General features: G+C 53.9%; 20 protein-coding genes and 6 tRNA genes. 5 read left to right on the top strand and 21 right to left on the bottom strand.

Annotation, left to right across the window (positions count from 1 at the left end; all coding sequences use genetic code 11):
- Positions 1-144 precede the first annotated feature (144 nt).
- From AC0TNG_RS20860 to miaB, 6 genes are all read right to left on the bottom strand, one after another.
- Positions 145-1,050, bottom strand: coding sequence for an amino acid ABC transporter substrate-binding protein (locus AC0TNG_RS20860; protein ID WP_008501049.1), 906 nt, complete (start codon positions 1,048-1,050; stop codon positions 145-147).
- A 353-nt stretch (positions 1,051-1,403) separates the two neighbouring features.
- The gene (gene lnt, locus AC0TNG_RS20865) at positions 1,404-2,942 is read right to left on the bottom strand and encodes an apolipoprotein N-acyltransferase (RefSeq protein WP_473713057.1); all 1,539 of its coding nucleotides are present in this window, start codon (positions 2,940-2,942) and stop codon (positions 1,404-1,406) included.
- 5 nt (positions 2,943-2,947) lie between these two features.
- Positions 2,948-3,826 (bottom strand): CNNM family magnesium/cobalt transport protein CorC, encoded by an 879-nt coding sequence (corC, locus tag AC0TNG_RS20870; protein WP_021242574.1) that lies wholly within the window; start codon positions 3,824-3,826, stop codon positions 2,948-2,950.
- Between the two features lie 89 nt (positions 3,827-3,915).
- Complete coding sequence (ybeY, locus tag AC0TNG_RS20875) at positions 3,916-4,383, bottom strand: rRNA maturation RNase YbeY (RefSeq protein WP_008501052.1); 468 nt, start codon at positions 4,381-4,383, stop codon at positions 3,916-3,918.
- Complete coding sequence (locus tag AC0TNG_RS20880) at positions 4,380-5,426, bottom strand: PhoH family protein (RefSeq protein WP_023310759.1); 1,047 nt, start codon at positions 5,424-5,426, stop codon at positions 4,380-4,382. The genes ybeY and AC0TNG_RS20880 overlap by 4 nt, the downstream gene beginning before the upstream one ends.
- 163 nt (positions 5,427-5,589) lie before the next feature.
- Positions 5,590-7,014, bottom strand: a complete 1,425-nt coding sequence (gene miaB / locus AC0TNG_RS20885; protein WP_024907023.1) for a tRNA (N6-isopentenyl adenosine(37)-C2)-methylthiotransferase MiaB — start codon at positions 7,012-7,014, stop codon at positions 5,590-5,592.
- Between the two features lie 135 nt (positions 7,015-7,149).
- Between miaB and ubiF the strand changes: the two genes are divergently transcribed.
- Positions 7,150-8,325 (top strand): 3-demethoxyubiquinol 3-hydroxylase, encoded by a 1,176-nt coding sequence (gene ubiF / locus AC0TNG_RS20890; protein WP_473713058.1) that lies wholly within the window; start codon positions 7,150-7,152, stop codon positions 8,323-8,325.
- Between the two features lie 106 nt (positions 8,326-8,431).
- Here the strand turns inward: ubiF and AC0TNG_RS20895 are convergent.
- The 11 genes from AC0TNG_RS20895 to nagB form a co-directional block, all read right to left on the bottom strand.
- Positions 8,432-8,506 (bottom strand) — tRNA-Gln (locus AC0TNG_RS20895).
- Between the two features lie 37 nt (positions 8,507-8,543).
- Positions 8,544-8,618, bottom strand: a tRNA-Gln gene (locus AC0TNG_RS20900).
- Positions 8,619-8,659: 41 nt separating this feature from the next.
- Positions 8,660-8,736 (bottom strand) — tRNA-Met (locus AC0TNG_RS20905).
- A gap of 17 nt (positions 8,737-8,753) precedes the next feature.
- Positions 8,754-8,828 (bottom strand) — tRNA-Gln (locus tag AC0TNG_RS20910).
- A gap of 23 nt (positions 8,829-8,851) precedes the next feature.
- Positions 8,852-8,936 (bottom strand) — tRNA-Leu (locus AC0TNG_RS20915).
- Between the two features lie 8 nt (positions 8,937-8,944).
- A tRNA-Met gene (locus AC0TNG_RS20920) sits at positions 8,945-9,021 on the bottom strand.
- 226 nt (positions 9,022-9,247) lie between these two features.
- A complete protein-coding gene (gene asnB / locus AC0TNG_RS20925) occupies positions 9,248-10,912 on the bottom strand; it encodes an asparagine synthase B (RefSeq protein WP_014069343.1) in 1,665 nt (554 codons plus the stop codon).
- Positions 10,913-11,161: 249 nt separating this feature from the next.
- The gene (gene nagD / locus AC0TNG_RS20930; RefSeq protein WP_023310763.1) at positions 11,162-11,914 is read right to left on the bottom strand and encodes a ribonucleotide monophosphatase NagD; all 753 of its coding nucleotides are present in this window, start codon (positions 11,912-11,914) and stop codon (positions 11,162-11,164) included.
- A gap of 45 nt (positions 11,915-11,959) precedes the next feature.
- Positions 11,960-13,180: a DNA-binding transcriptional regulator NagC gene (gene nagC / locus AC0TNG_RS20935; protein ID WP_024907025.1), complete on the bottom strand. Its 1,221-nt coding sequence runs from the start codon at positions 13,178-13,180 to the stop codon at positions 11,960-11,962.
- Between the two features lie 8 nt (positions 13,181-13,188).
- The gene (gene nagA, locus AC0TNG_RS20940) at positions 13,189-14,337 is read right to left on the bottom strand and encodes an N-acetylglucosamine-6-phosphate deacetylase (protein WP_048991079.1); all 1,149 of its coding nucleotides are present in this window, start codon (positions 14,335-14,337) and stop codon (positions 13,189-13,191) included.
- A gap of 55 nt (positions 14,338-14,392) precedes the next feature.
- Positions 14,393-15,193, bottom strand: a complete 801-nt coding sequence (gene nagB, locus AC0TNG_RS20945) for a glucosamine-6-phosphate deaminase (protein ID WP_248272875.1) — start codon at positions 15,191-15,193, stop codon at positions 14,393-14,395.
- 329 nt (positions 15,194-15,522) lie between these two features.
- Between nagB and nagE the strand changes: the two genes are divergently transcribed.
- The 4 genes from nagE (at position 15,523) to chiQ (ending at position 21,602) form a co-directional block, all read left to right on the top strand.
- On the top strand, positions 15,523-17,544 hold the full coding sequence (gene nagE / locus AC0TNG_RS20950) for an N-acetylglucosamine-specific PTS transporter subunit IIBC (RefSeq protein WP_024907027.1): 2,022 nt from the start codon (positions 15,523-15,525) through the stop codon (positions 17,542-17,544).
- Positions 17,545-17,713: 169 nt separating this feature from the next.
- Positions 17,714-19,381, top strand: coding sequence for a glutamine--tRNA ligase (gene glnS / locus AC0TNG_RS20955; protein ID WP_032649541.1), 1,668 nt, complete (start codon positions 17,714-17,716; stop codon positions 19,379-19,381).
- Between the two features lie 446 nt (positions 19,382-19,827).
- Complete coding sequence (gene chiP, locus AC0TNG_RS20960) at positions 19,828-21,225, top strand: chitoporin ChiP (RefSeq protein ID WP_032649540.1); 1,398 nt, start codon at positions 19,828-19,830, stop codon at positions 21,223-21,225.
- A gap of 47 nt (positions 21,226-21,272) precedes the next feature.
- Positions 21,273-21,602, top strand: a complete 330-nt coding sequence (gene chiQ, locus AC0TNG_RS20965; protein ID WP_024908817.1) for a ChiQ/YbfN family lipoprotein — start codon at positions 21,273-21,275, stop codon at positions 21,600-21,602.
- Between the two features lie 96 nt (positions 21,603-21,698).
- On the opposite strand, the gene fur is transcribed toward chiQ, so the two are convergent.
- The 4 genes from fur to ybfF all read right to left on the bottom strand — a co-directional run bounded on the left by fur (position 21,699) and on the right by ybfF (position 24,310).
- Positions 21,699-22,145 carry a ferric iron uptake transcriptional regulator gene (gene fur / locus AC0TNG_RS20970; RefSeq protein ID WP_023310771.1) on the bottom strand — a complete coding sequence of 149 codons (447 nt, stop codon included), beginning with the start codon at positions 22,143-22,145 and terminating at the stop codon, positions 21,699-21,701.
- Positions 22,146-22,434: 289 nt separating this feature from the next.
- Positions 22,435-22,965: a flavodoxin FldA gene (gene fldA, locus AC0TNG_RS20975; RefSeq protein WP_008501067.1), complete on the bottom strand. Its 531-nt coding sequence runs from the start codon at positions 22,963-22,965 to the stop codon at positions 22,435-22,437.
- Between the two features lie 155 nt (positions 22,966-23,120).
- Positions 23,121-23,408, bottom strand: coding sequence for a LexA regulated protein (gene ybfE / locus AC0TNG_RS20980; protein ID WP_024908816.1), 288 nt, complete (start codon positions 23,406-23,408; stop codon positions 23,121-23,123).
- A gap of 128 nt (positions 23,409-23,536) precedes the next feature.
- Positions 23,537-24,310, bottom strand: coding sequence for an esterase (gene ybfF, locus AC0TNG_RS20985; RefSeq protein ID WP_024908815.1), 774 nt, complete (start codon positions 24,308-24,310; stop codon positions 23,537-23,539).
- Positions 24,311-24,456: the final 146 nt, after the last annotated feature.

The raw sequence follows: 24,456 nt of genomic DNA on the forward strand, positions 1-24,456 counted from the left end.
GAAAAAAAAGGGTAGCAGCGCTACCCTCGAAGATTGGTGAGAAGCTCATTTTTCGCGCTGAGTGGGGAACGACCACTCAACGTATAGTCTGTCCATGCTTCCCGACAATCGAGAGGGCAGGAGATCCCGCCCCTGTTGTTCTAATTAGTTAAGAGCCTTGTCATTTGGAGATTTGAACAGCGCTTTCATGTCGTCAGACAGTTCAAAATTCATGTTCAGGTTTTTAGGTGGAATCGGGTTCTTGAACCATTTGTCGAACCATTTTTCCGCTTCGCCAGAGGTCTGCACCTGAGCGATGGTGTCATCGATCAGCTTTTTGAACTGCGGATCGTCTTTACGCAGCATACAGCCGTAGGCTTCTTTTGACTGCGCGGTGCCGACGATATCCCAGTTGTCAGGTTTCTTCGCTTTCGCACGCTCGCCCGCCAGCAGGGCATCATCCATCATAAACGCGACGGCACGACCGCTTTCCAGGGTACGGAAGGAGTCGCCATGGTCTTTCGCGCTGATGATGCGCATATCCATTTTTTTCTCGTCGTTCAGCTTGTGCAGCAGCACTTCTGACGTGGTACCGGAGGTGACAACAACCGCTTTGCCTTTCAGGTCAGCGAAGTCTTTAATCTCACCGCCTTTCTTCGTCAGCAGGCGGGTGCCTACAACAAAGATGGTGTCAGAGAAGGCAGCCTGTTTTTGACGCTCGAGGTTGTTGGTGGTGGAGCCACACTCGAAGTCAAAGGTGCCGTTTTGCAACAGTGGAATACGGTTTTGTGAAGTGATAGGGATCAGCTTCACCTGCAGGTCAGGTTTGTTCAGCTTTTTCTTCACGGCTTCAACGATAGCGTTGGAGTAATCCTGTGAATAGCCCACGACTTTTTGCGTGTTGTCGTAGTAAGAGAACGGGACAGATGATTCACGGTGGCCGACCACGATGACGCCGTTTTTGGCAATCTTGTCGAGAGTGCTGCCTGCTGCAGGCGCATCTTCAGCGTGAACCACGCCAGCAGACATTCCCATAACCAGCATTGCTGTGGCCAGTTTACGTAATTGCATACCCAACTCCTTTTTTATCAGCGCCAGAGACGCATTGATACCCATTGTGATGTTGTTATATCTCGCGCAATGCGAGTGCAGTGTTATGCAAGCTTGTTAACATTTAGTCTGGCTTAATGTAAAGATTTTGCTGCGTTATTGTTTATTTTTGCGAAGCGCGCCGCACCATTCAGAGGCAAATATCTCCCGTTGCACCGTTTCGGTGCTACCGATGATCTACGCTGGTGCGACAAAGTTGCACGTTAAGCCAAACTGCGTTTATCTGAATAAACAAAGCAATAGGCGTGCCAGAATGGGAGTTTGGGAGGATTTGCCGGGTAAGCGTCAGCGCCACCCGGCAACAGAAGGGAAGGTTATTTACGACGCTGACGCAGGCTCATCAGCACTGCGCCAAAGCCGAACAGCACGGTCAGTATCCACAGCGACCAGTTGCCGGTACGGGCGTATGGCGTCAGTCCCGTGGTTGGCGTGACGTTAGCGGTCAGTACCTCACGGGTAAACTGCGGGATCATCGCCTGAATTTCACCCTGAGGACCAATCACGGCGGTGATGCCGTTGTTGGTGCTGCGCAGTAACGGACGCGCCAGCTCCAGGGAGCGCATACGTGCCATCTGGAAGTGCTGCCACGGGCCGATTGACTTACCAAACCAGGCATCGTTGGAGATGGTCAGCAGATAGTCAGTATCCGGGCGGAAGTTATCGCGCACCTGCTCGCCGAGAATGATTTCGTAGCAGATGGCCGGCGTCAGGGTAGCGCCGTGCGCGTGCAGCTGAGGCTGAACGTACGGTCCGCGGCTGAAGGAGGACATCGGCAAATCAAAGAACGGGGCCAGCGGGCGCAGAATCGATTCCAGCGGCACAAATTCACCAAATGGCACCAGGTGGTTCTTGTTGTACCGGTCAGTGGAGTGGTAGCTGTATTCGCTGTCTTTGCCGAGCGTAATGATGGTGTTGTAGGTGTCGTAGCGGTTCTGCTGATTCAGACGCGCATCGACAATCCCGGTGATCAGCGTGCTGCCGCGGGCCAGCAGCAGATCGTTCATCATATTGAGGAACGGCTGCTGGTTAATTTCCAGATCGGGGATCGCAGACTCCGGCCAGATAATCAGCTGCGATTTACCCATCACCTCTTCGGTGGCGTTGGCGTAGATCTTCAGCGTATTCAGCAGCTCTTTTTCGTCCCACTTCATGGACTGCGGGATATTCCCCTGCACCATGGAAACCCGCATGGCGCGATCGGGCTCAGGCGTGAACCACTGGATATAGCGCAGCGGGAAGGGCAGGGCGAACAGCACCAGCGCCACAGCCAGCGGTTTCCAGCCGCGCGTGACCAGCGCTAATACCAGCAGGCCGCTCACGACCATCAGCAGGAAGTTGATAGCTTCAACACCCATTACCGGTGCCAGGCCTTTCAGCGGGCCGTCAATCTGGCTGTAGCCGAACTGCAGCCACGGGAAGCCGGTCAGCACCCAACCGCGCAGGAACTCGGTTACCTGCCAGACCACCGGCGCGGCAATGGCGACGCGCAGCCAGTTGGTTTTGGGCCACAGGCGAGAAAGGATGCCGGCGAACAGACCGGTATAGAGCGAGAGATAGGCGGCGAGCAGTACCACCAGGAAGACGTTTACCGGGCCAGGCATACCGCCAAACTGGGCGATGCTGACATAAACCCAGTTGATGCCTGAGCCAAACAGCCCCAGCCCCCAGAAGTAGCCGATAGCGGCAGCCTGTACCGGACGACGGTTCAGGGTCAGACCCTGAAGCCCCATCAGGGAGAGAATGGCCGCGGGCCAGATATCGTAAGGAGAAAAAGCCAGCGTACCGCTGGCTCCGAGTAACAGCGCCAGCAGCAAACGGACGCGCTGGCGTTCAAGCAATGGGGCAAATGCCATTTACATTAATCTTCCAGTTTTGGCACCGGTGAGTCGTCCGGCGTTCTGACGTGAACCTGTATAATACGTCGGCTGTCGGCCATGGCTACTTTGAACTGGTAACCGTCGATGTCAACGGTCTCTCCACGCGCCGGGAGGTGGCCAAAGGCCTGCATCACCAGCCCGCCAATGGTATCGACCTCTTCATCGCTGAAGTGGGTTCCGAAGGCGTCGTTGAAGTCTTCGATGGAGGCCAGCGCGCGCACGGTCCAGGTGTGGCGGCTAAGCTGACGGAAGTCGATATCCTCTTCTTCGTCGTACTCGTCTTCGATTTCGCCCACGATCAGCTCAAGGATATCCTCGATTGTGACCAGACCGGAAACGCCACCAAATTCATCAATAACAATCGCCATGTGGTAACGCTGAGAGCGAAACTCTTTCAGCATCCGATCCACACGTTTACTTTCCGGCACAACCACGGCCTGGCGTAACACTTTTTCCATGCTGAAGGCTTCGGCATCGCTGCGCATAAACGGCAGCAGATCTTTCGCCATCAAAATCCCTTCGATGTGATCTTTGTCTTCGCTGATGACCGGGAAACGCGAGTGGGCGGATTCGATGATCACATCGAGGCACTCGTCCAGCGTCTGGTTACGTTTCAGGGTGATCATCTGCGAGCGGGGGATCATGATATCGCGAACGCGCTGGTCGGCGATGTCCATAACCCCTTCGAGCATTTCGCGCGTATCTTCGTCGATAAGGTCGTTCTGCCCGGAATCACGAATCAGCTCCAGCAGTTCATCACGGTTTTTCGGTTCGCCGTGGAAAAGCTGGTTCAGAATGAGGGAGAAAAATCCCTTTTTACTGGTTGTCGTGTCGCTACTGTGTGAATTGTCGTCGCTCATGGCGTTTGTTAAGGGTTCTCTTGTTAGTTCAACGTTTACCGCCACGCGATGTCCTTTCGTGGCGGCAGGGGAGTCCGTCAGGTGACGGACTATTCTTTCTCGGCAATGTACGGATCCTCATAGCCCAGAGCAAGCATTATCTCTGTCTCGAGGGACTCCATCTCTTCCGCTTCGTCGTCTTCAATATGATCGTAGCCGAGCAGATGCAGGCTGCCGTGTACCACCATATGCGCCCAGTGGGCCTCAAGCGGCTTTTGCTGCTCTTTGGCTTCCTGCTCAACCACCTGACGGCAGATGATCAGATCGCCCAGCAGCGGCATCTCGATGCCCGGCGGCGCTTCGAACGGGAAAGAGAGCACGTTGGTCGGCTTATCTTTCCCGCGATAGGTCAGGTTAAGCTCATGGCTTTCCGCTTCATCCACCAGGCGAATCGTAACTTCTGATTCTTCCTGAAACTGAGGAATAACGGCATCCAGCCATTTCTGAAACTGTGCCTCATCTGGCATGCCGGAATTGTCTTCACAGGCCAGCTGTAAATCGAGGATCACCTGACTCATTTCTGTTCTTGCTCCTGCGCTTCGCGCTTACGTTCTGCGGCCAGTTCGGCCTTACGCTTCTGATCCGCCTCTTCCCAGGCTTCATAGGCATTAACGATACGCGCGACCACCGGGTGGCGTACCACGTCTTCACTGTGGAAGAAGTTGAAGCTGATTTCGTCGACCTCGGCCAGCACCTCAATGGCGTGGCGCAGACCGGATTTGGTGCTGCGCGGCAGGTCAATTTGAGTGACGTCGCCGGTAATCACCGCTTTCGAGTTAAAGCCAATACGCGTCAGGAACATCTTCATCTGTTCAATGGTGGTGTTCTGGCTCTCATCGAGAATGATGAACGCATCATTCAGCGTACGGCCGCGCATGTAGGCGAGCGGGGCAACTTCGATAACGTTACGTTCAATGAGCTTCTCGACCTTCTCAAAGCCCAGCATTTCGAACAGCGCATCGTATAAAGGACGCAGATACGGGTCGACCTTCTGGCTCAGATCGCCTGGCAGGAAGCCCAGTTTTTCACCCGCCTCAACGGCCGGACGGGTCAGCAGGATACGGCGGATTTCCTGGCGTTCCAGCGCATCGACCGCCGCGGCAACGGCGAGATAGGTTTTACCCGTCCCCGCCGGACCCACCCCGAAGGTGATGTCGTGGTCGAGGATATTGGCGATGTACTGCGCCTGGTTTGGCGTACGCGGCTTAATGACGCCACGTTTGGTCTTGATGTTAATGGCCTTGCCGTAGTCCGGGACGCTCTCCGCGCTCTGCTCAAGCACGCGCGCCTCTTTAATCGCGAGGTGGATCTGTTCCGGTTCGATATCCTGCGTTTCGCCGCGCATTGGGGCGGTATCAACATACAGGCTACGCAGAATATCCGCAGCGGCGTTGACGCAGATAGGGCGTCCGGTAAGTTTGAAATGATTATCGCGACGATTGATTTCGATACCCAGACGTCGCTCCAGTTGTTTGATATTGTCATCAAACGGCCCGCACAGGCTCAGCAGGCGAGCGTTGTCTGCTGGCTCAAGGCTAATTTCACGCGTATCTATGTTCAAACTGTTCCTCTTTAATTGGTTAACCGGTCCGTTGCGACAGGACGTAATAAAACGGTCATTACCGAAATTATTCACGCCACAGAATAAAGGCGCAAGCGTTGCGGAAGATATTGGGGACGATGAGAGGAAATACAAGGCCTGCCGGAAGGGCAGGCCATGAGGATTAAGGCTGGTAAATCCCAACGCCAGAATCGTTTTCTTTTCGGGTGCGCGAGATTACGGATTCCGGTGACTCGGCAATGCGCAGGCCCATTTCGTCCTCGGTGCGGACTACCTTCGCGCGCAGCGAGTTGGTCAGCACTTCAACAATCTCGACGTCTACGAATTTACCGATCATATCCGGGGTGCCTTCAAAGTTCACCACGCGGTTGTTCTCGGTACGACCGGACAGTTCCATAATGCTCTTGCGTGAGGTGCCTTCCACCAGAATGCGCTGAACGGTGCCGAGCATGCGGCGGCTCCAGGCGTTGGCCTGCTGAAGGATACGCTCCTGCAGAATATACAGACGCTGTTTCTTCTCTTCTTCCGGAACATCGTCAACCATATCTGCCGCAGGTGTTCCAGGACGTGCAGAGAAGATGAAGCTGTAGCTGACGTCAAAATTCACTTCACCGATGAGCTTCATGGTGCGCTCGAAGTCATCAGCGGTTTCGCCAGGGAAGCCGACGATAAAGTCGGAGCTAATCTGGATATCCGGACGCGCTTCACGCAGCTTGCGGATGGTGGACTTGTACTCCAGCACCGTATGCGGGCGGCCCATCAGGTTCAGCACGCGGTCAGAGCCGCACTGAATCGGCAGGTGCAGGAAGCTCACCAGCTCTGGCGTATCGCGATAGACGTCAATAATGTCGTCGGTAAATTCCATCGGATGGCTGGTGGTAAAGCGAATGCGGTCGATACCGTCAATCGCGGCCACCAGACGCAGCAGTTCGGCAAAGCTGCCGGTGGTGCCGTCGTAGTTTTCCCCGCGCCAGGCGTTAACGTTCTGGCCCAGCAGATTCACTTCGCGAACGCCCTGCGCGGCAAGCTGCGCGATTTCAAACAGAATGTCATCTGCCGGGCGGCTGACCTCTTCACCACGGGTGTACGGTACCACGCAGTAAGTACAGTATTTGTTGCAGCCTTCCATGATCGAGACGAAGGCGGTCGGGCCATCGGCGCGCGGCTCAGGCAGACGGTCAAACTTTTCGATTTCCGGGAAGCTGACGTCAACGACCGGGCTACGGTTACCGCGGACCTGATTGATCATCTCGGGCAGACGGTGCAGGGTCTGAGGGCCAAAGACAATGTCCACATACGGGGCTCTCTGGCGGATCAGCTTGCCTTCCTGCGACGCAACGCAGCCACCCACGCCGATGATCAGGTCCGGATTTTTTCGCTTGAGAAGCTTCCAGCGGCCTAACACGTGAAAGACTTTTTCCTGCGCTTTTTCACGAATCGAACAGGTGTTCAGCAGCAGCACGTCCGCTTCTTTCACATTTTCTGTCAGCTGGTATCCGTGGGTTGAATCCAGCAGATCGGCCATCTTGGATGAATCGTATTCGTTCATCTGACAGCCCCAGGTTTTTATATGGAGTTTTTTAGTCATCGACTTGCTCAGCTCAGGATTGCAAGCCGCGTATTGTAATGCTTTGGTGGGGTTGTGACCAGTATGAAGGTTATGTGTCTCAGGACCGCAAAAATCCGGTAAACTTAAGGGATTCTCCAATAAGGAAAATTGACCATGACACTCCTACACACCGAAGTTGCCGTTGTCGGCGGCGGTATGGTCGGCGGCGCGCTGGCGCTGGGGCTGGCGCAGCAGGGATTTGAGGTAACGGTAATTGAACAGGCTGCACCGCCGGCCTTCGATCCCGCCAGTAAACCGGATGTGCGCATTTCCGCGATCAGCGCGGCTTCCGTCGATCTGCTGCGCGGGCTGGGCGTCTGGGAGGCGGTGCTGGCAATGCGCGCCCATCCTTACAGCCGTCTTGAAACCTGGGAGTGGGAAAATGCCCACGTTGCGTTTGATGCCGCTGAGCTGAAGCTGCCGCGCCTGGGTTATATGGTGGAAAACAACGTGCTCCAGCTGGCGCTCTGGCAGGCGCTGGAGACACATCCGAAGGTGACGCTGCGTTTTCCGGCCTCGATTAAGGCACTGCATCCTCACGAGAGCGGCTATCTACTGACGCTCGACAGCGGCGATGAACTGGCCGTGAAGCTGGTCGTTGGGGCGGACGGCGCTAACTCGCAGGTCAGACAGATGGCGGGTATCGGGGTTCATGCCTGGCAGTATGAGCAGTCCTGCATGCTGATTACCGTCGAGTGCGAGAATGCGCCGGGAGAGAGCACCTGGCAGCACTTTACGCCGAACGGCCCGCACGCCTTTTTACCGCTGTTTGATAACTGGGCGTCACTGGTGTGGTACGACAAACCGGCGCGTATTCGCCAGCTGCAGGGGCTTTCAATGGAACAATTGCAGCGGGAAATCCGCCTGCACTTCCCGAGCCGTCTGGGCAACGTTACGCCGGTCGCAGCAGGGGCGTTCCCGCTCACGCGCCGTCACGCTTTGCAGTATGCCCGTGAAGGGCTGGCGCTGGTGGGCGATGCGGCACATACCATTCATCCGCTGGCCGGGCAGGGCGTGAACCTGGGGTATCGAGATGTCGATGCGTTACTGGATGTGCTGGGCAGCGCCCGCGGACACGCGGAAAACTGGGCCAGCCATCAGGTGCTAAAGCGTTACCAGACGCGGCGCATGGCGGACAATTTCATCATGCAGTCGGGGATGGATCTGTTCTATGCCGGGTTTAGCAATGACGTAGCCCCGGTGCGCATTCTGCGTAATATTGGCCTGATGGCAGCGGAACGCGCCGGTGGTCTGAAGCGTCAGGCCCTGAAGTACGCCCTCGGACTCTAAACTTTTTTCCCTCTCCCCGTGGGAGAGGGCCAGGGTGAGGGCATCAGGCCGCACAATTCTGTACAAAAACAAAAAAGCCCGCAGAGCGGGCTTTTTTGTTACTAAGTGGCTGGGGTGCAGGGATTCGAACCCCGGAATGCTGGTATCAGAAACCAGAGCCTTACCGCTTGGCGACACCCCAATTGCGTTAAACAAACTGCTTAACGACTTTTTTAAATTGGCTGGGGTACGAGGATTCGAACCTCGGAATGCCGGAATCAGAATCCGGTGCCTTACCGCTTGGCGATACCCCAACAATTTTTTTCATTACCGAACAACATCGATAATCTAAATTTGGTGGCTACGACGGGATTCGAACCTGTGACCCCATCATTATGAGTGATGTGCTCTAACCAACTGAGCTACGTAGCCAGTACTGCAATCTTCGATGGCTGGGGTACCTGGATTCGAACCAGGGAATGCCGGTATCAAAAACCGGTGCCTTACCGCTTGGCGATACCCCATCCGTGCAACGCTTACCCGGGAATGGTGCGGGAGGCGAGACTTGAACTCGCACACCTTGCGGCGCCAGAACCTAAATCTGGTGCGTCTACCAATTTCGCCACTCCCGCAAAAAAGATGGTGGCTACGACGGGATTCGAACCTGTGACCCCATCATTATGAGTGATGTGCTCTAACCAACTGAGCTACGTAGCCATCTTTTTTCGCGTTACCTTATCGGCGTTGCGGGGCGCATTATGCGTATAGACCCTTGCAGCGTCAACACCTTTTTCAACGAAAATAGCCGGAATGTGACTGTTTGGTTAGGTTGCGAACAGCGTGACCGAATATTCGGCAATTATTGGTTATTAATCGTTTTTAGCTGTGCAAAAGCGGGGCAAAAAAAATCAGGCCCCGCAGGGCCTGATGATGAAATACGCGATTATTTGTAGGCTGACTGGTGAACGCCTACCGCACGTCCTGACGGATCGTTCATGGATTTGAACGATTCATCCCATTCAATCGCTTTGGCAGACGAGCAGGCGACGGACGGGCCACCCGGCACACACTCCGCAGCGCTCGGTACCGGGAACAATTCTTCAAAAATTTCACGGTAGAGATACGCTTCTTTCGAACCCGGCGTGTTGTACGGGAAGCGGAAGCTTGCGGTTTCCAGCTGCTGGTCAGAAACCTGTTTCGCCGCGACCTCTTTCAGGGTGTCGATCCAGCTATAACCTACGCCATCAGAGAACTGCTCTTTCTGACGCCACGCCACGCTCGCCGGCAGGTAGGATTCAAAACATTCACGCAGGATATGTTTTTCCATTTTGCCGTTGCCGCACATCTTGTCCTGCGGGTTGATGCGCATCGCCACGTCGAGGAATTTCTTATCCAGGAACGGCACGCGCGCTTCCACGCCCCAGGCGGACATCGCTTTGTTGGCACGCGCACAGTCGAACATGTGCAACGCCTGCAGTTTGCGCACGGTCTCTTCGTGCAGCTCTTTGGCATTCGGCGCTTTGTGGAAGTACAGGTAGCCGCCAAACACTTCGTCAGAACCTTCACCGGAGAGCACCATCTTGATGCCCATCGCTTTGATCTTACGTGACATCAGGTACATCGGGGTCGAGGCGCGGATGGTGGTCACGTCATAGGTTTCAATGTGATAGATCACATCGCGGATCGCATCCAGACCTTCCTGCACGGTGAAATGAATTTCATGGTGCACGGTCCCCAGGTGGTTTGCCACTTCCTGCGCGGCTTTCAGGTCAGGTGCGCCTTCCAGGCCCACGGCAAAGGAGTGCAGCTGTGGCCACCAGGCTTCTGAGCGCTCCTGATCTTCCACGCGACGGGCCGCGAATTTCTTGGTGATCGCGGAGATCACGGAGGAGTCCAGACCGCCAGAGAGCAGCACGCCGTACGGCACGTCGGACATCAGGTGGCTTTTCACGGAATCTTCCAGCGCCTGACGCAGCTCGGCTTTGTCCGTGACGTTGTCTTTTACCGCGTCGAAATCGAACCAGTCACGCTGATAATATTGACGGATCTCGCCGTCTTTGCTCCACAGGTAGCTGCCTGCCGGGAACTCTTTGATGGTGCGGCAGACCGGTACCAGGGCTTTCATTTCAGAAGCAACGTAGAAGTTGCCATGCTCATCGTGGCCCATGTACAGCGGGATAATGCCGATATGGTCGCGGCCAATCAGGTAAGCGTCTTTTTCGCTGTCGTACAGCGCGAAGGCGAACATACCCTGCAGGTCGTCCAGGAACTCAGGCCCTTTCTCCTGATACAGCGCCAGGATCACTTCACAGTCAGAACCGGTCTGGAACGCGTAGCGGTCGCCGTATTCGGCGCGCAGCGCCTGGTGGTTGTAGATCTCACCGTTGACAGCCAGCGCGTGCGTTTTTTTCTCGTTATACAGCGGCTGTGCACCGGCGTTGACGTCAACAATAGACAGACGTTCGTGAGCCAGAATCGCTTTGTCACTGGCGTAAACGCCTGACCAGTCCGGTCCGCGATGGCGCATCAGGCGGGACAGTTCGAGTGCCTTTTTACGCAGTTCGCCTGCGTCAGTTTTAATATCCAGTACGCCAAAAATTGAACACATAACCTTCTCCGTTAACCCTGTTGCTTTGTAATGTTGCTTGCTTATGAAAATGCCGCAAAGGGGCAGGGCGCGCAAGCGTTTTACGGGTGAAAACGGAAATAGTGCAATGGCGGTTGCCGATCTGTGAAAAATGCGTATGTCGTGAGCACTTTTATTGATGATTATGCAATGAAAGTGCTTTTCCGTTAGATGCGATTGTGTTTTACAGGCGAGAAAATAAAAAACCACGCCCTGAGGCGTGGTTCGGAATCAGATAATGTCGATTTCGTCGACGGAGGGGTAAATCCAGCTTGGCCGGAACGGCATCGAATCAATGTCATCAAGCTGAGAGACGCCAGAGAGGACCAGAATCGTCTCCAGACCCGCCTGGAAACCGGCCAGAATATCGGTGCGCAGGTTGTCGCCGACAATAACGGTTTCTTCAGAGTGGGCCTGCATTTTGTTCAGTGCGGCACGAATGATCCACGGGCTCGGTTTCCCGACAACGAACGGCTGACGACCAGAGATTTTTTCGATACCGGCACACAGCGCGCCGCAGGCCGGATAAAAACCGCGGCCGTGGGTATCCGGATTGGTAGCGATAAAGCGCGCACCGCTGGCGACAAAGTATGCAGCTTTATGCATCATCTCCCAGTTAAAGGATCGCGTTTCGCCAACAATTACAAAGTCCGGGTTGACGTCGGTGATGGTAAAGCCCGCTTTGTATAGCTCATGGATCAGCGCACCTTCACCCACCACGTAGGCTTTTTTCCCTTCCTGACGCTTCAGAAAATCCGCCGTGGCCATCGCCGAGGTATAAAACACGCTGTCCGGGACGTCGACACCTGCCGTGGCAAAACGGTTTGCCAGATCCTGACCGGTCTGAGAAGGGTAGTTCGTGAGAAGAACCAGAGGCATTCCTTTGTCGATGATGCGGTGAAGAAACTCCGCAGCACCCGGCACGGCAACGTTGTCGTGCATCAGCACGCCGTCGATATCACAAATTACATTCTTAATGGTCATGGACAGTCCGACATTAAAAAAAGAAGGCGTTACTATAAGGTCCGATCAACTTTCCAGCAAATGCTGCAGCAGAATTCCGTTGAGCATGGCGCGTTTGACCAGCGCGAACGCGCCAATCGCCGAGCGATGGTCAAGCTTTGAACGAACCACCGGAAGATTCTGGCGGAATGCTTTCAGCGCCTGGGTGTTAATACAGCCTTCAATCGCGGGGAGCAGCACCTTTTCCGCTTCCACAATTTCACCGGCGATCACCACTTTTTGTGGGTTAAACAGGTTAATGGCGATGGCGATAGTTTTCCCCAGATGGCGCCCCACCTGCTCGATTACTTCACAGGCCAGCGCGTCGCCTTTATTAGCGGCTTTGCAGATGGTGCCTATTTTGCAGTCGTCCAGCGTGACGCGGCTTTGGTAACCCTGTTCAAGCAGATGGCGGACGCGCTGCTCGATGGCCGTGTTGGCGGCGATGGTTTCAAGACAGCCGAAATTGCCGCAGTGGCAGCGCTCCCCAAGGGGCTCAACCTGAATGTGGCCAATCTCACCGACGTTACCGTTGCGACCAATAAAAATACGGCCGTTAGAGATTATGCCCGCGCCCGTTCCGCGGTGAACGCGCACCAGAATAGAGTCTTCACAGTCCTGACTCGCACCAAAGTAGTGCTCCGCCAGCGCCAGCGAGCGAATATCGTGGCCCACAAAGCAGGTCACTTTAAAACGCTTTTCCAGCGCATCGACCAGCCCCCAGTTTTCAACCGGAATGTGCGGCATATAGCGGATCACGCCGCTTTCCGGGTCGACCAGGCCGGGCAGAATTACGGAGATAGCGATGAGTTCGCGGATCTTGCGCTGACAGCTTTCAATAAACTGCGCGATGGTATTCAGCAGCGCATGCTCCAGCGTCTCCTGGGTGCGCTCCGGAAGAGGGTAGTGCTCTTCCGCGATGGCTTTACTGCTCAGATCGTATAGCGTGAGCGTGGTGTCATGACGGCCCAGACGGACGCCAATTGCCTGAAAATTACGGGTTTCAGTAATAATGGAGATGGCGCGACGGCCGCCGGTGGAGGCCTGCTGATCGACTTCTTTGATCAGACCGCGCTCAATAAGCTGGCGGGTAATTTTTGTCACGCTGGCGGGTGCAAGCTGGCTTTGTTCGGCTATCTGAATTCGCGAGATGGGTCCGTGTTGGTCAATCAGGCGATATACCGCCGCACTGTTAAGTTGTTTAACGAGATCGACATTACCGATTTGAGCTTGTCCGCCAGGTGTCATACTTTTACTTACTCAGTGACGACCTCGTTACCATTAACGATGGTCTTAATAATTTTATAATCGTGTGTGAATGCCGTCAGGTTTGCAACCATACCTGGTGCAATTCCGCCGAGCTGTTTATCCACGCCCATTGCGCGAGCCGGATAAAGGGTTGCCATACGCAGGACTTCATCAAGCGCAATCCCGCAATGCTCAACCAGGTTACGCACCCCTTCAATCATGGTCAAAGAGGAACCACTCAGCGTACCGTTTTCATCCACACACAGTCCATTGCGGTAGTATATTGTTTTACCGGCAAAAATGAACTGCTCAATATTTGCACCTGCCGGTGCAGTGGCATCCGTCACCAGACAAAGCTTGTCACCTTTCAGCCGCTTAGCATTGCGAATGTTGGTGTAATCAACGTGTAAGCCGTCAGCAATAATACCGCAGTAGACGTCTGGCTCATCCAGAATCGCCCCGACCAGACCCGGTTCACGGCCTGTGATATACGGCATGGCGTTGTAAAGGTGCGTCGCGAAGGTAATGCCCGCGCGGAAACCGGCTTTCGCTTCTTTCAGCGTCGCGTTTGAGTGACCGGCTGAAACGATAATCCCGGCGGCAGCAAGTTTGCTGATGACATCCGTACCCGTCATTTCAGGTGCCAGCGTCACTTTGGTGATCACATCGGCGTTGGCACACATGTAGTCAACCAGCTCCGCATCAGGCTTACGCACGTAATTCGGGTTATGCGTTCCTTTCTTGACCATGTTCAGCCATGGCCCTTCAAGGTGCAGACCCAGCGCCTGATTAGGATGTTTGGCCAGATATTCACGCATCACACGGATACCCTGCTTCATCAGCTCATCACTGCTGGTGATGAGCGTTGGCAGATAGCTGGTGCAGCCCGATTTCTCATTGGCTTTTTGCATGATCTCCAGCGTTTCGACCGTTACCGCCTCGGCGGTATCATTGAATTGCACACCGCCGCAGCCGTTGAGCTGAACGTCGATGAAACCGGGGGAGATTACTGCTCCATTGAGTGAGCGCTGTTCAATCTCCGGCGGCAGTTCTGCCAGCGGGCAAACACGTTCAATCAGGCCATCAGCGATAACAATCGCATGGTCATCCAGAATTTCATGGCCGGTATAAATCCGACCGTGGGTTAAAGCGTACATAACGACCCCCGGTTAAAAAAAGCGGCCGCCTCCTGATGAAGAGGCGGTTATTCAATTACAGATCTTTGATATTCTCGGCTTCTAACTCGTTGAAGTATTTCAGCGTTTTTACCTTCAGCTCCATCGTGGACGGTTCGTCACAGACGATGACGGATTTCGGATGCAGCTGCAGGCAGCTGATGGTCCACATATGGTTAACGTTGCCTTCAACGGCAGCCTGGAGCGCCTGCGCTTTCACGCCGCCCAGCACCAGAATCATCACTTCTTCGGCATCCAGCAGGGTGCCTACGCCTACGGTCAGGGCGTATTTTGGAACCTGGTTAACATCGCCGTCAAAGAAGCGGGAGTTTGCCACGCGCGTGTCATGGGTCAGCGTTTTAATACGGGTGCGGGAAGCCAGAGATGACGCCGGTTCGTTAAACGCGATATGACCATCATTACCTACACCACCCATGAACAGGTGGATCTTACCGTAAGAACGGATTTTTTCTTCATACTGACGGCATTCTGCGTCAATATCCGGCGCGTTTCCATTCAGCAGGTTAATATTTTCAGATGGAATATCAACGTGATCAAAGAAATTGCGGTGCATAAAGCTATGGTAGCTTTCCGGGTGGTCTTTCGGTAAGCCAACGTATTCATCCATATTGAAGGTGACAACATGTTTGAAGCTAACCTGGCCTGCTTTATGCATCTCAACCAGCGCCTTATAGGCTGTCAGCGGCGTGCCGCCTGTTGGAAGTCCAAGAACGAAAGGACGATCGGCAGTCGGCTTGAATGCGTTAATGCGGTTTACGATATGGCGAGCGGCCCATTTACCAACTTGTTCAGCAGTTGCCAGGGGAATCAGTCTCATTGTTCACCTCGAGAGTTAAAGTAGAAGAGTGGGCGGATGGCTATCGGAACCTGATACTTAAGCGTAACCTGGAAACTTTCAGGCCGGATCAATCCGTCTTGATTTTTTGAATGATAAAATAAGTTTTCGCTGTTAGCCAGTATAAGGGAGGGTGAATAACGATATTTGGTGACAAAAATCACAAAAAGTACGCGTTTAATTTGCGATACGAATTAATTTTTCACACACTCACAATGCCAGTGAATCATCAACTGTATCTATAGTTCGTGACACAATAAAAAAACAGAGCTGAGAACATGCCTTAAACGGGGTCTCATAGGGGGAAGAAAGTGAGTATTCTAGGTTATTTACAAAAGGTTGGTCGCGCACTGATGGTGCCGGTCGCCACGCTGCCTGCCGCAGCCATCCTGATGGGTGTCGGCTACTGGATCGACCCCAACGGCTGGGGTAATACCAGCGCGCTGGCGGCGTTCTTTATCAAGTCGGGCTCTGCCATTATCGACAACATGTCCGTGTTGTTTGCTATTGGTGTGGCTTATGGTATGTCCAAAGACAAAGACGGCGCCGCTGCGCTGACCGGTTTTGTCGGTTTCCTTGTGTTAACCACTCTCTGCTCACCGGCAGCGGTGGCCATGATCCAAAAAATCCCGGCGGACCAGGTTCCGGCGGCATTTGGTAAGATCAGTAACCAGTTTGTCGGTATCCTTGTGGGTATCATCTCCGCTGAACTGTATAACCGCTTCAGCAGCGTAGAGCTGCCAAAAGCGCTCTCCTTCTTTAGCGGCCGCCGTCTGGTCCCCATCCTGACCTCGTTTGTGATGATCGTTGTTGCGTTCATCATGATGTACGTCTGGCCGATGATCTTCGACGGTCTGGTGAACTTCGGTGAGCACATCCAGAAACTGGGTTCTGTCGGTGCGGGCGTGTACGCGTTCTTTAACCGTCTGCTGATCCCGGTCGGTCTGCACCACGCGCTGAACTCTGTATTCTGGTTCGATGTTGCCGGTATTAACGATATTCCTAACTTCCTGGGTGGCGCACAGTCCATCGAAGCAGGTAAAGCGGTTGTCGGTATCACCGGTCGTTACCAGGCTGGCTTCTTCCCGATCATGATGTTTGGTCTGCCGGGAGCTGCGCTGGCTATCTACCACTGCGCGCGTCCAGAGAACAAAGCGAAAGTGCTGGGTATCATGATGGCGGGGGCGTTCGCGGCCTTCTTCACCGGTATCACCGAGCCGCTGGAGTTCTCCTTCATGTTCGTGGCGCCAGTTCTGTATGTGATCCACGCTGTGCTGACCGGTATCTCCGTGTTTATCGCTGCCAGCATGCACTGGATTGCCGGTTTCGGCTTCAGTGCGGGTCTGGTGGATATGGTGCTTTCTTCCCGTAACCCGCTGGCGACCCACTGGTGGATGCTGATTCCACAAGGTCTGGTGTTCTTCGCTATCTACTACATGGTGTTCCGTTTCACTATCACCAAATTCAACCTGATGACCCCGGGTCGTGAGCTGGCCGTGGCCGGTAGCGAAGCGGATGGTCAGGATGTGAACGTGAGCGGTGCTCAGGACCAGGACGTTTCAGGTCTGGCACGTCAGTACATCGCCGCTGTCGGCGGTTCTGACAACCTGACCGGTATCGACGCCTGTATCACCCGTCTGCGTCTGAACGTGAAAGATTCTTCCCTGGTGAACGAAGCGCTGGCCAAACGTCTGGGTGCTTCCGGTGTTATCCGCCTGAACAAAACCAGCGTGCAGATTATCGTTGGCTTCGTGGCAGAGAAAATTGCTAACGCCATGAAAACCACCGGTCCGGTAGCCGCAGCAGAAGCTTCTGCCGCACCTGCCGCCGCGCCAGCGGCTGCAAAACCGCAGGCGGTACCCAACGCCAAAACGGTAGCCGCGCTGGTTTCACCGGTAACCGGTGAAGTCGTTGCGATTGAGCAAGTGCCTGACGAAGCCTTCGCCAGCAAAGCGGTCGGTGACGGTGTGGCGGTGAAACCAACGGAAAAAACCGTTGTGTCTCCGGCGGCCGGTACCATCGTGAAAATCTTCAACACCAACCACGCGTTCTGCCTCGAAACCGAAAATGGTGCGGAGATCGTTGTCCATATGGGTATCGATACCGTTGCGCTGAACGGTCAGGGCTTTACTCGCCTGGTGGAAGAGGGCGCTGAAGTGGTGGCAGGGCAGCCGATTCTGGAAATGGATCTGGACTTCCTGAACGCCAACGCGCGCTCCATGATAAGCCCGGTGGTTTGCAGCAACATTGACGACTTCAGCGGTCTGGTCATCCAGGCGAAAGGTCAGGTTGTTGCGGGTCAAACACCGCTATATGAGATTAAAGGCAAGTAATCGCTCCTGAGTAGAGTCATGCCTTAAGCGGCGGGGGATATCCTCCGCCGCTTTTTTTTGCAGCAAATGCCCCCATTATTTTCTTCAGAGACGTTTTAAGGGTTGTCACTACGTCCGGCTTATAAGATCATACGCCGTTATACGTTGTTTACGCTTTGAGGAATCCACGATGAGTGAGGCAGAAGCCCGCCCGAGTAACTTTATTCGTCAGATCATCGATGAAGATCTGGCCAGTGGTAAGCACACCACAATCCATACCCGTTTCCCGCCGGAGCCGAACGGCTACCTGCACATCGGGCATGCAAAATCTATCTGCCTGAACTTTGGCATTGCCCAGGACTACCAGGGCCAGTGCAACCTGCGTTTCGATGACACCAACCCAGTAAAAGAAGACATCGAATACGTTGAGTCCATTAAGAACGATGTCCAATGGCTGGGCTTCAACTGGTCTGGCGATATCTGCTACTCCTCTGACTATTTCGATCAGCTGTACGCCTATGCGGTAGAGCTTATCAACAAAGGTCTGGCGTATGTCGACGAGCTGTCTGCTGACGAAATCCGCGAATACCGCGGTACGCTGACCGCGCCGGGCAAAAACAGCCCGTTCCGCGATCGCAGCGTGGAAGAGAACCTGGCGCTGTTTGAAAAAATGCGTGCCGGTGGCTTCGAAGAAGGCAAAGCGTGCCTGCGTGCCAAAATTGACATGGCGTCTCCGTTCATCGTGATGCGCGATCCGGTGCTGTACCGCATCAAGTTCGCAGAACACCACCAGACCGGTAACAAGTGGTGCATCTACCCGATGTACGACTTTACCCACTGCATCAGCGATGCGCTGGAAGGCATCACTCACTCGCTGTGTACGCTGGAGTTCCAGGATAACCGTCGTCTGTACGACTGGGTGCTGGATAACATCACCATTCCTGTGCACCCGCGCCAGTACGAGTTCTCTCGTCTGAATCTGGAATACACCGTGATGTCCAAGCGTAAGCTGAACCTGCTGGTGACCGACAAGCACGTTGAGGGCTGGGATGACCCGCGTATGCCTACCATTTCTGGTTTGCGTCGTCGTGGTTACACTGCCGCGTCTATTCGTGAGTTCTGCAAACGTATCGGCGTGACCAAGCAGGATAACACCATTGAGATGGCTTCCCTGGAATCCTGCATTCGTGAAGATCTCAACGAAAACGCCCCGCGCGCGATGGCGGTTATCGACCCGGTGAAACTGGTCATCGAAAACTATCCGCAGGGTGAAAGCGAGCTGGTCTCCATGCCTAACCATCCGAACAAACCGGAAATGGGAAGCCGTGACGTGCCGTTCAGCGGCGAGATCTGGATTGACCGCGCTGACTTCCGCGAAGAAGCCAACAAGCAGTACAAGCGTCTGGTGCTGGGTAAAGAAGTGCGTCTGCGTAATGCTTACGTCATCAAAGCCGAGCGCGTTGAAAAAGATGCGGAAGGGAATATCACCACCATCTTCTGTTCTTATGACGCTGAAACGCTGAGCAAAGATCCTGCTGACGGCCGTAAAGTGAAGGGCGTTATCCACTGGGTGAGCGCATCCCACGCGCTGCCGGTAGAAATTCGTCTGTACGATCGTCTGTTCAGCGTGCCTAACCCGGGTGCGGCGGAAGACTTCCTGGCGACCATCAACCCGGAATCGCTGGTGATCAAGCAGGGTTATGCGGAACCTTCTCTGAAAGCTGCTGAAGCGGGCAAAGCGTTCCAGTTCGAACGTGAAGGTTACTTCTGCCTGGACAGCCGTTACAGCACCGCGGAAAAACCAGTATTTAACCGTACTGTAGGTCTGCGTGATACCTGGACGAAGATCGGCGAATAATATTGCTGCTCTGGTCAATGAGAGACAAACGCCGCACTGTGCGGCGTTTTTTTATATAACGATCAGGGTATTAAGCCAGGGCCTAAAGAGGCGTCATGAAAATATCAGGTCAATGAGGTGCTACTTATTTTTTAAAAAAAAGTTTGTGCCATTGCGAAAATCAAAAATGTTACATAAAAGGAAAGAGATACCACGTCTACCCACTGAAATACCTGATAATTCCCCGTCATTCCTCGCCTTCCCGTAAATGTTACAAAGCACTACCAATTATGTGCACTTCGTCATAATCCTGACTTTTGTCCGCTAAAAAGCATTGATAATTCGCGTCGCGAAAAATAACCTAAAGACGGTAGTTAATTCGAGGGTATTTAAAACTACCCCTGACCATTTGGTCTTTTTTATTTACGCCGTTTCAGGCGTTTTAATTCGTCAAAGAGGAATAATCTATGCGTACGTTCAGTGGCAAACGTAGTGCGCTGGCGCTGGCTATTGCCGGTGTGACAGCAATGTCGGGACTTGTGATTGCGCCAGAGGCAAAAGCAGCGGGTTTCATCGAAGATTCTACCCTCACGGGCGGTATTTATTACTGGCAGCGTGAGCGTGACCGTAAAGACGTCACTGAAGATAAATACAAAACCAACCTTTCTCACTCCACCTGGAACGCCAACCTGGACTTCCAGTCAGGCTATGCCGCGGATATGTTCGGTCTGGATATTGCTGCGTTTACCGCGATTGAAATGGCGGAAAACGGCGACAGCGGCCACCCGAACGAAATCGCCTTCTCCTCCAGCAACAAAGCCTATGATGAAGACTGGTCCGGGGATAAGAGCGGTATAAGCCTTTACAAAGCCGCGGCGAAATTTAAATACGGTCCGGTATGGGCGCGCGGCGGTTATATTCAGCCAACTGGCCAGACTCTGTTAGCGCCGCACTGGAGCTTTATGCCGGGTACCTATCAGGGTGCGGAAGCGGGAGCTAACTTTGACTACGGTGATGCGGGTGCGTTGAGCTTCTCCTATATGTGGACCAACGAGTACAAAGCGCCTTGGCACATCGAGATGGACAAGTTCTACCAGAACGATAAAAAAACCAAAGTCGATTACCTGCACTCGCTGGGCGCGAAATACGACTTCAAAAACGATCTGGTGCTTGAAGCGGCATTTGGTCAGGCACAAGGCTATATCGATCAGTACTTTGCTAAGGCCAGCTATAAGTTTGATGTCGCGGGTAGCCCGCTGAGTACTAGCTACCAGTTCTACGGTACGCGCGATAAAGTCAGTAACGGTGGGGTCAATGACATTTATGACGGCACCGCGTGGCTGCAGGCACTCACCTTCGGCTACAAGGTTGGTCAGGTTGATTTGCGTCTGGAAGGCACATGGGTGAAGGCGGAAGGGCAGCAGGGCTACTTCCTGCAGCGTATGACTCCGACCTACGCCTCCTCCAACGGCCGTCTTGATATCTGGTGGGATAACCGCTCAGACTTCAACGCCGACGGCGAGAAAGCGGTCTTCTTCGGTGCAATGTACGACCTGAAAAACTGGAACCTGCCTGGCTGGGCGGTGGGCGCTTCTTACGCTTACGCCTGGGACGCAAAACCTGCCGATATGGCAACACCGGACGCATACTACGATCCCAACTATCGCCTGAAAGAGTCTTCCTACAGCCTGGATGCAATCTATACCCTGCAGGATGGCCGCGCGAAAGGCACGATGTTCAAACTGCACTTCACCCAGTATGACAATCACTCCGATATCCCGAGCTATGCGGGCGGTTACGGCAACATTTTCCAGGATGAACGTGACGTGAAATTCATGGTTATCGCCCCATTCACCATCTTCTGATAAACGCACCGGCGGGCTGAGTCCCGCCGGTATGGAGACCGTATATGATGAAAAAAATCGTAGTCGTCGCGTTGCTGGCATCAGGGCTGGTGGCGTGTGCTCAGACTCAGGCACCAAAAGAGGACTCCCGCCTGAAGGAGGCGTATAGCGCCTGCATTAATACTGCGGAAGGATCGCCGGAGAAAATTGAAGCCTGCCAGAGCGTGCTAAACGTGCTGAAGAAAGAGAAAGCGCATGAGCAGTTCGCGACGCAGGAAAATGTCCGCGTAATGGATTACCAGGCCTGTATCCAGGCGCGTAAAACCGGTAACGATCAGGAAGTGGCGAAGCGTTGCGACCAGATTTGGAAAGAAATTCGAAGCAATAACAGTAAGTAACTCGCTGTTATCATGCCCGGTGGCGCTGCGCTACCGGGCATTTTTTTAGGCAAAAAAAAGCCAACCTTACGGCTGGCTCAGAGTATGAACACTTGTTTATTTCGCGTCGTGCGCGTGGTCGTCTTCGCGGCAATCGCCTTCAGCGCAATGACCGTAAAGGTACAGGCTGTGGTTGGTCAGGCGGATGCCATGACGCGCGGCGATTTCACGCTGGCGTGATTCGATGGAATCATCGCTGAATTCAATGACCTTGCCGCAATCGAGGCAGATCAGGTGATCGTGGTGCTGCTGCTGGGTCAGTTCGAAAACAGATTTACCGCCTTCGAAATTATGACGGGTAACAATGCCCGCGTCATCAAACTGGTTCAGCACGCGATAGACGGTAGCCAGCCCAATCTCTTCACCCATGTCGATAAGACGTTTATAAAGGTCTTCCGCACTGACATGGTGATTGTCTGGACCCTGAAGCACTTCAAGGATTTTTAACCGAGGAAGCGTAACTTTCAGGCCAGCCTTCTTTAATGCGGTATTGTTGTCAGTCATGCGGAATCTGTCCTGTTGCTAAACGATTCACTTCTGTAGGAAGTGACAGAAAATGCACCTGGGATAATGCGTCTCATTATAGAACTGCCATGGCTAAATGAAAACTGCAAGTCTCAGGCAAAATATGCTTATAAAAATGGGGTATCACCAACAAACTTGCTCAATGGAAAACCACATTTATCAGGGAGACATTGTACAGGTCTGGGCGAAAAAGTTAAAAGATTGTAGCGATTAATTTAATCGGTTTGACCTGGGGCATGGGCGCAACCGCAGTTGCGCCGCGAAATAATCAGGCGTTCAGAATATCGTCCAGGTGCAGTTCTTCACGGATCTGCTTCACCCACTTCTCAACACGCTCGGCGGTCAGTTCTGGCTGACGGTCTTCGTCGATGGCCAGACCCACGAAGTGATCGTCATCGGCCAGGCCTTTAGACGCTTCGAAGTGGTAACCGGCGGTCGGCCAGTGGCCTACAATAACCGCGCCATTCGGCTCAATGATGTCGCGGATGGTGCCCAGCGCGTCACAGAAGTATTCGGCGTAGTCTTCCTGATCGCCACAGCCAAACAGGGCGACCAGCTTACCGTTGAAGTCGACTTCTTCCAGCGTCGGGAAGAAATCATCCCAGTCGCACTGGGCTTCACCGTAGTACCAGGTTGGGATACCCAGCAGCAAAATGTCATAGCCTTCCAGATCTTCTTTGCTGCTCTTGGCGATGTCATGCACATCAGCAACGTCTTTACCGAGCTGTTTTTGAATGTTTTTTGCGATATTTTCGGTATTGCCGGTATCACTGCCAAAGAAAATGCCGATGATTGCCATGAGTAAAATAACCTCTTGAAACTTAATAGTATGGTGGCGCAATTCGGCCACGGATAAGGGCAATAATAGCAGAACTGGCAACCCTGCGGAAACAGCTATCGCGCAGGACTGCACTCTGTGCTACATGAAAAGGGCGATAAAGGGGATTTTCAGACTTATGCCTGGCCGCGTAACGTTTCAAGCTGCGCGATCAACATCTCTTCAATGAGTTCACTGCGGCTGATATTTCGCGCGTCGGCCAGCTCGTTCAGCGCATCGACGGCGTCGGCGTTAAGCTTCAGTTCGACACGCTTAAGCCCACGATTTTTATCGCGTTTAAGCTGGTTGCGTTTATTGATACGCAGCTGTTCATCGCGCGAAAGCGGATTCGTCTTGGGTCGTCCCGGGCGACGCTCATTCGCGAACAGATCTAGTGTCGTACGGTCCGTTTGTTCTTTGGCCATGATTCTGAGACTTCGGGGGAAACACGCCGCCCTGCTAATGCCCGGGCGATAAGCGCGCCATCATACATCACCAAAAACGGCACGCCAACGACTGGACGCCTGCAGCCTTCCAGTCGCTCTCTTTTTAATCAATTTGCAGTATCAGCAAGATAGCGGCGAATGGCGCGCAGCACGGCGTCAGGTTTTTCCGCATGCACCCAGTGCCCGGCACCGGCAATAACGTGGGCGCGAGCCTGCGGGAATTGGGCCAGCAGCGTGTCGCGGTACGCGTCGGTTACGTAAGGTGAGTTTCCGCCGCGAATAAAGAGGGTAGGGTGCGGCCAGGCGGGGACGGTTTTCCAGCCCACGATGTTGTTGTACTGGTCCCAGAGCACCGGCACGTTAAAACGCCATTGCCCGTCAACAAACGACTTCAGCAGGAACTGCACGACGCCTTCTTCATCAAGATGCTCACGCATGACGGCAGCCGCCTGTTGGCGTGTCGCGACACCCGCTTCTGTGACCGCATTAATGGCGGCAAAAATCTCGTCGTGACGACGGACGTCATAATCCACGGGCGCGACGTCAATTACCACCAGGCCGCTAATACGGTCCGGGGCCAGTGCCGTCAGGGCCATCACCGCTTTACCACCCATTGAATGCCCGATCAGCGTTACCTTCTGCAGGCTATGTGCGTCCAGCGTATCCAGCAGATCCTGCGCCATCGCCGCGTAGGTCATCTCGTCGGAACGCCCGGAAAGACCGTGATTGCGCATATCGACCTGTAAAATATCGTGGTCGGTAACCAGATCGCGTGCCAGCACGCCCAGGTTATCCAGGCTGCCAAAAAGCCCGTGAACCAGTACGATGGGAGAATTATTGTTCGGCGATTGTGCAGTTTGCGCTCGGGTATTCAATTTCATGGCAAAGTTCTTTTTTTACGTATGTCAGGTTAGGGTATCATGTTGACCATTCTGCCGCCCGGCTGCAAGGTTCCAGTTTAATCTGACTTTTGCCGCCAACCTGGTTTGACGCTATCCGCTGTTGGGATTTGACCTTATAATCCCAA

This window comes from Enterobacter sp. PL_is514, from assembly GCF_055816715.1.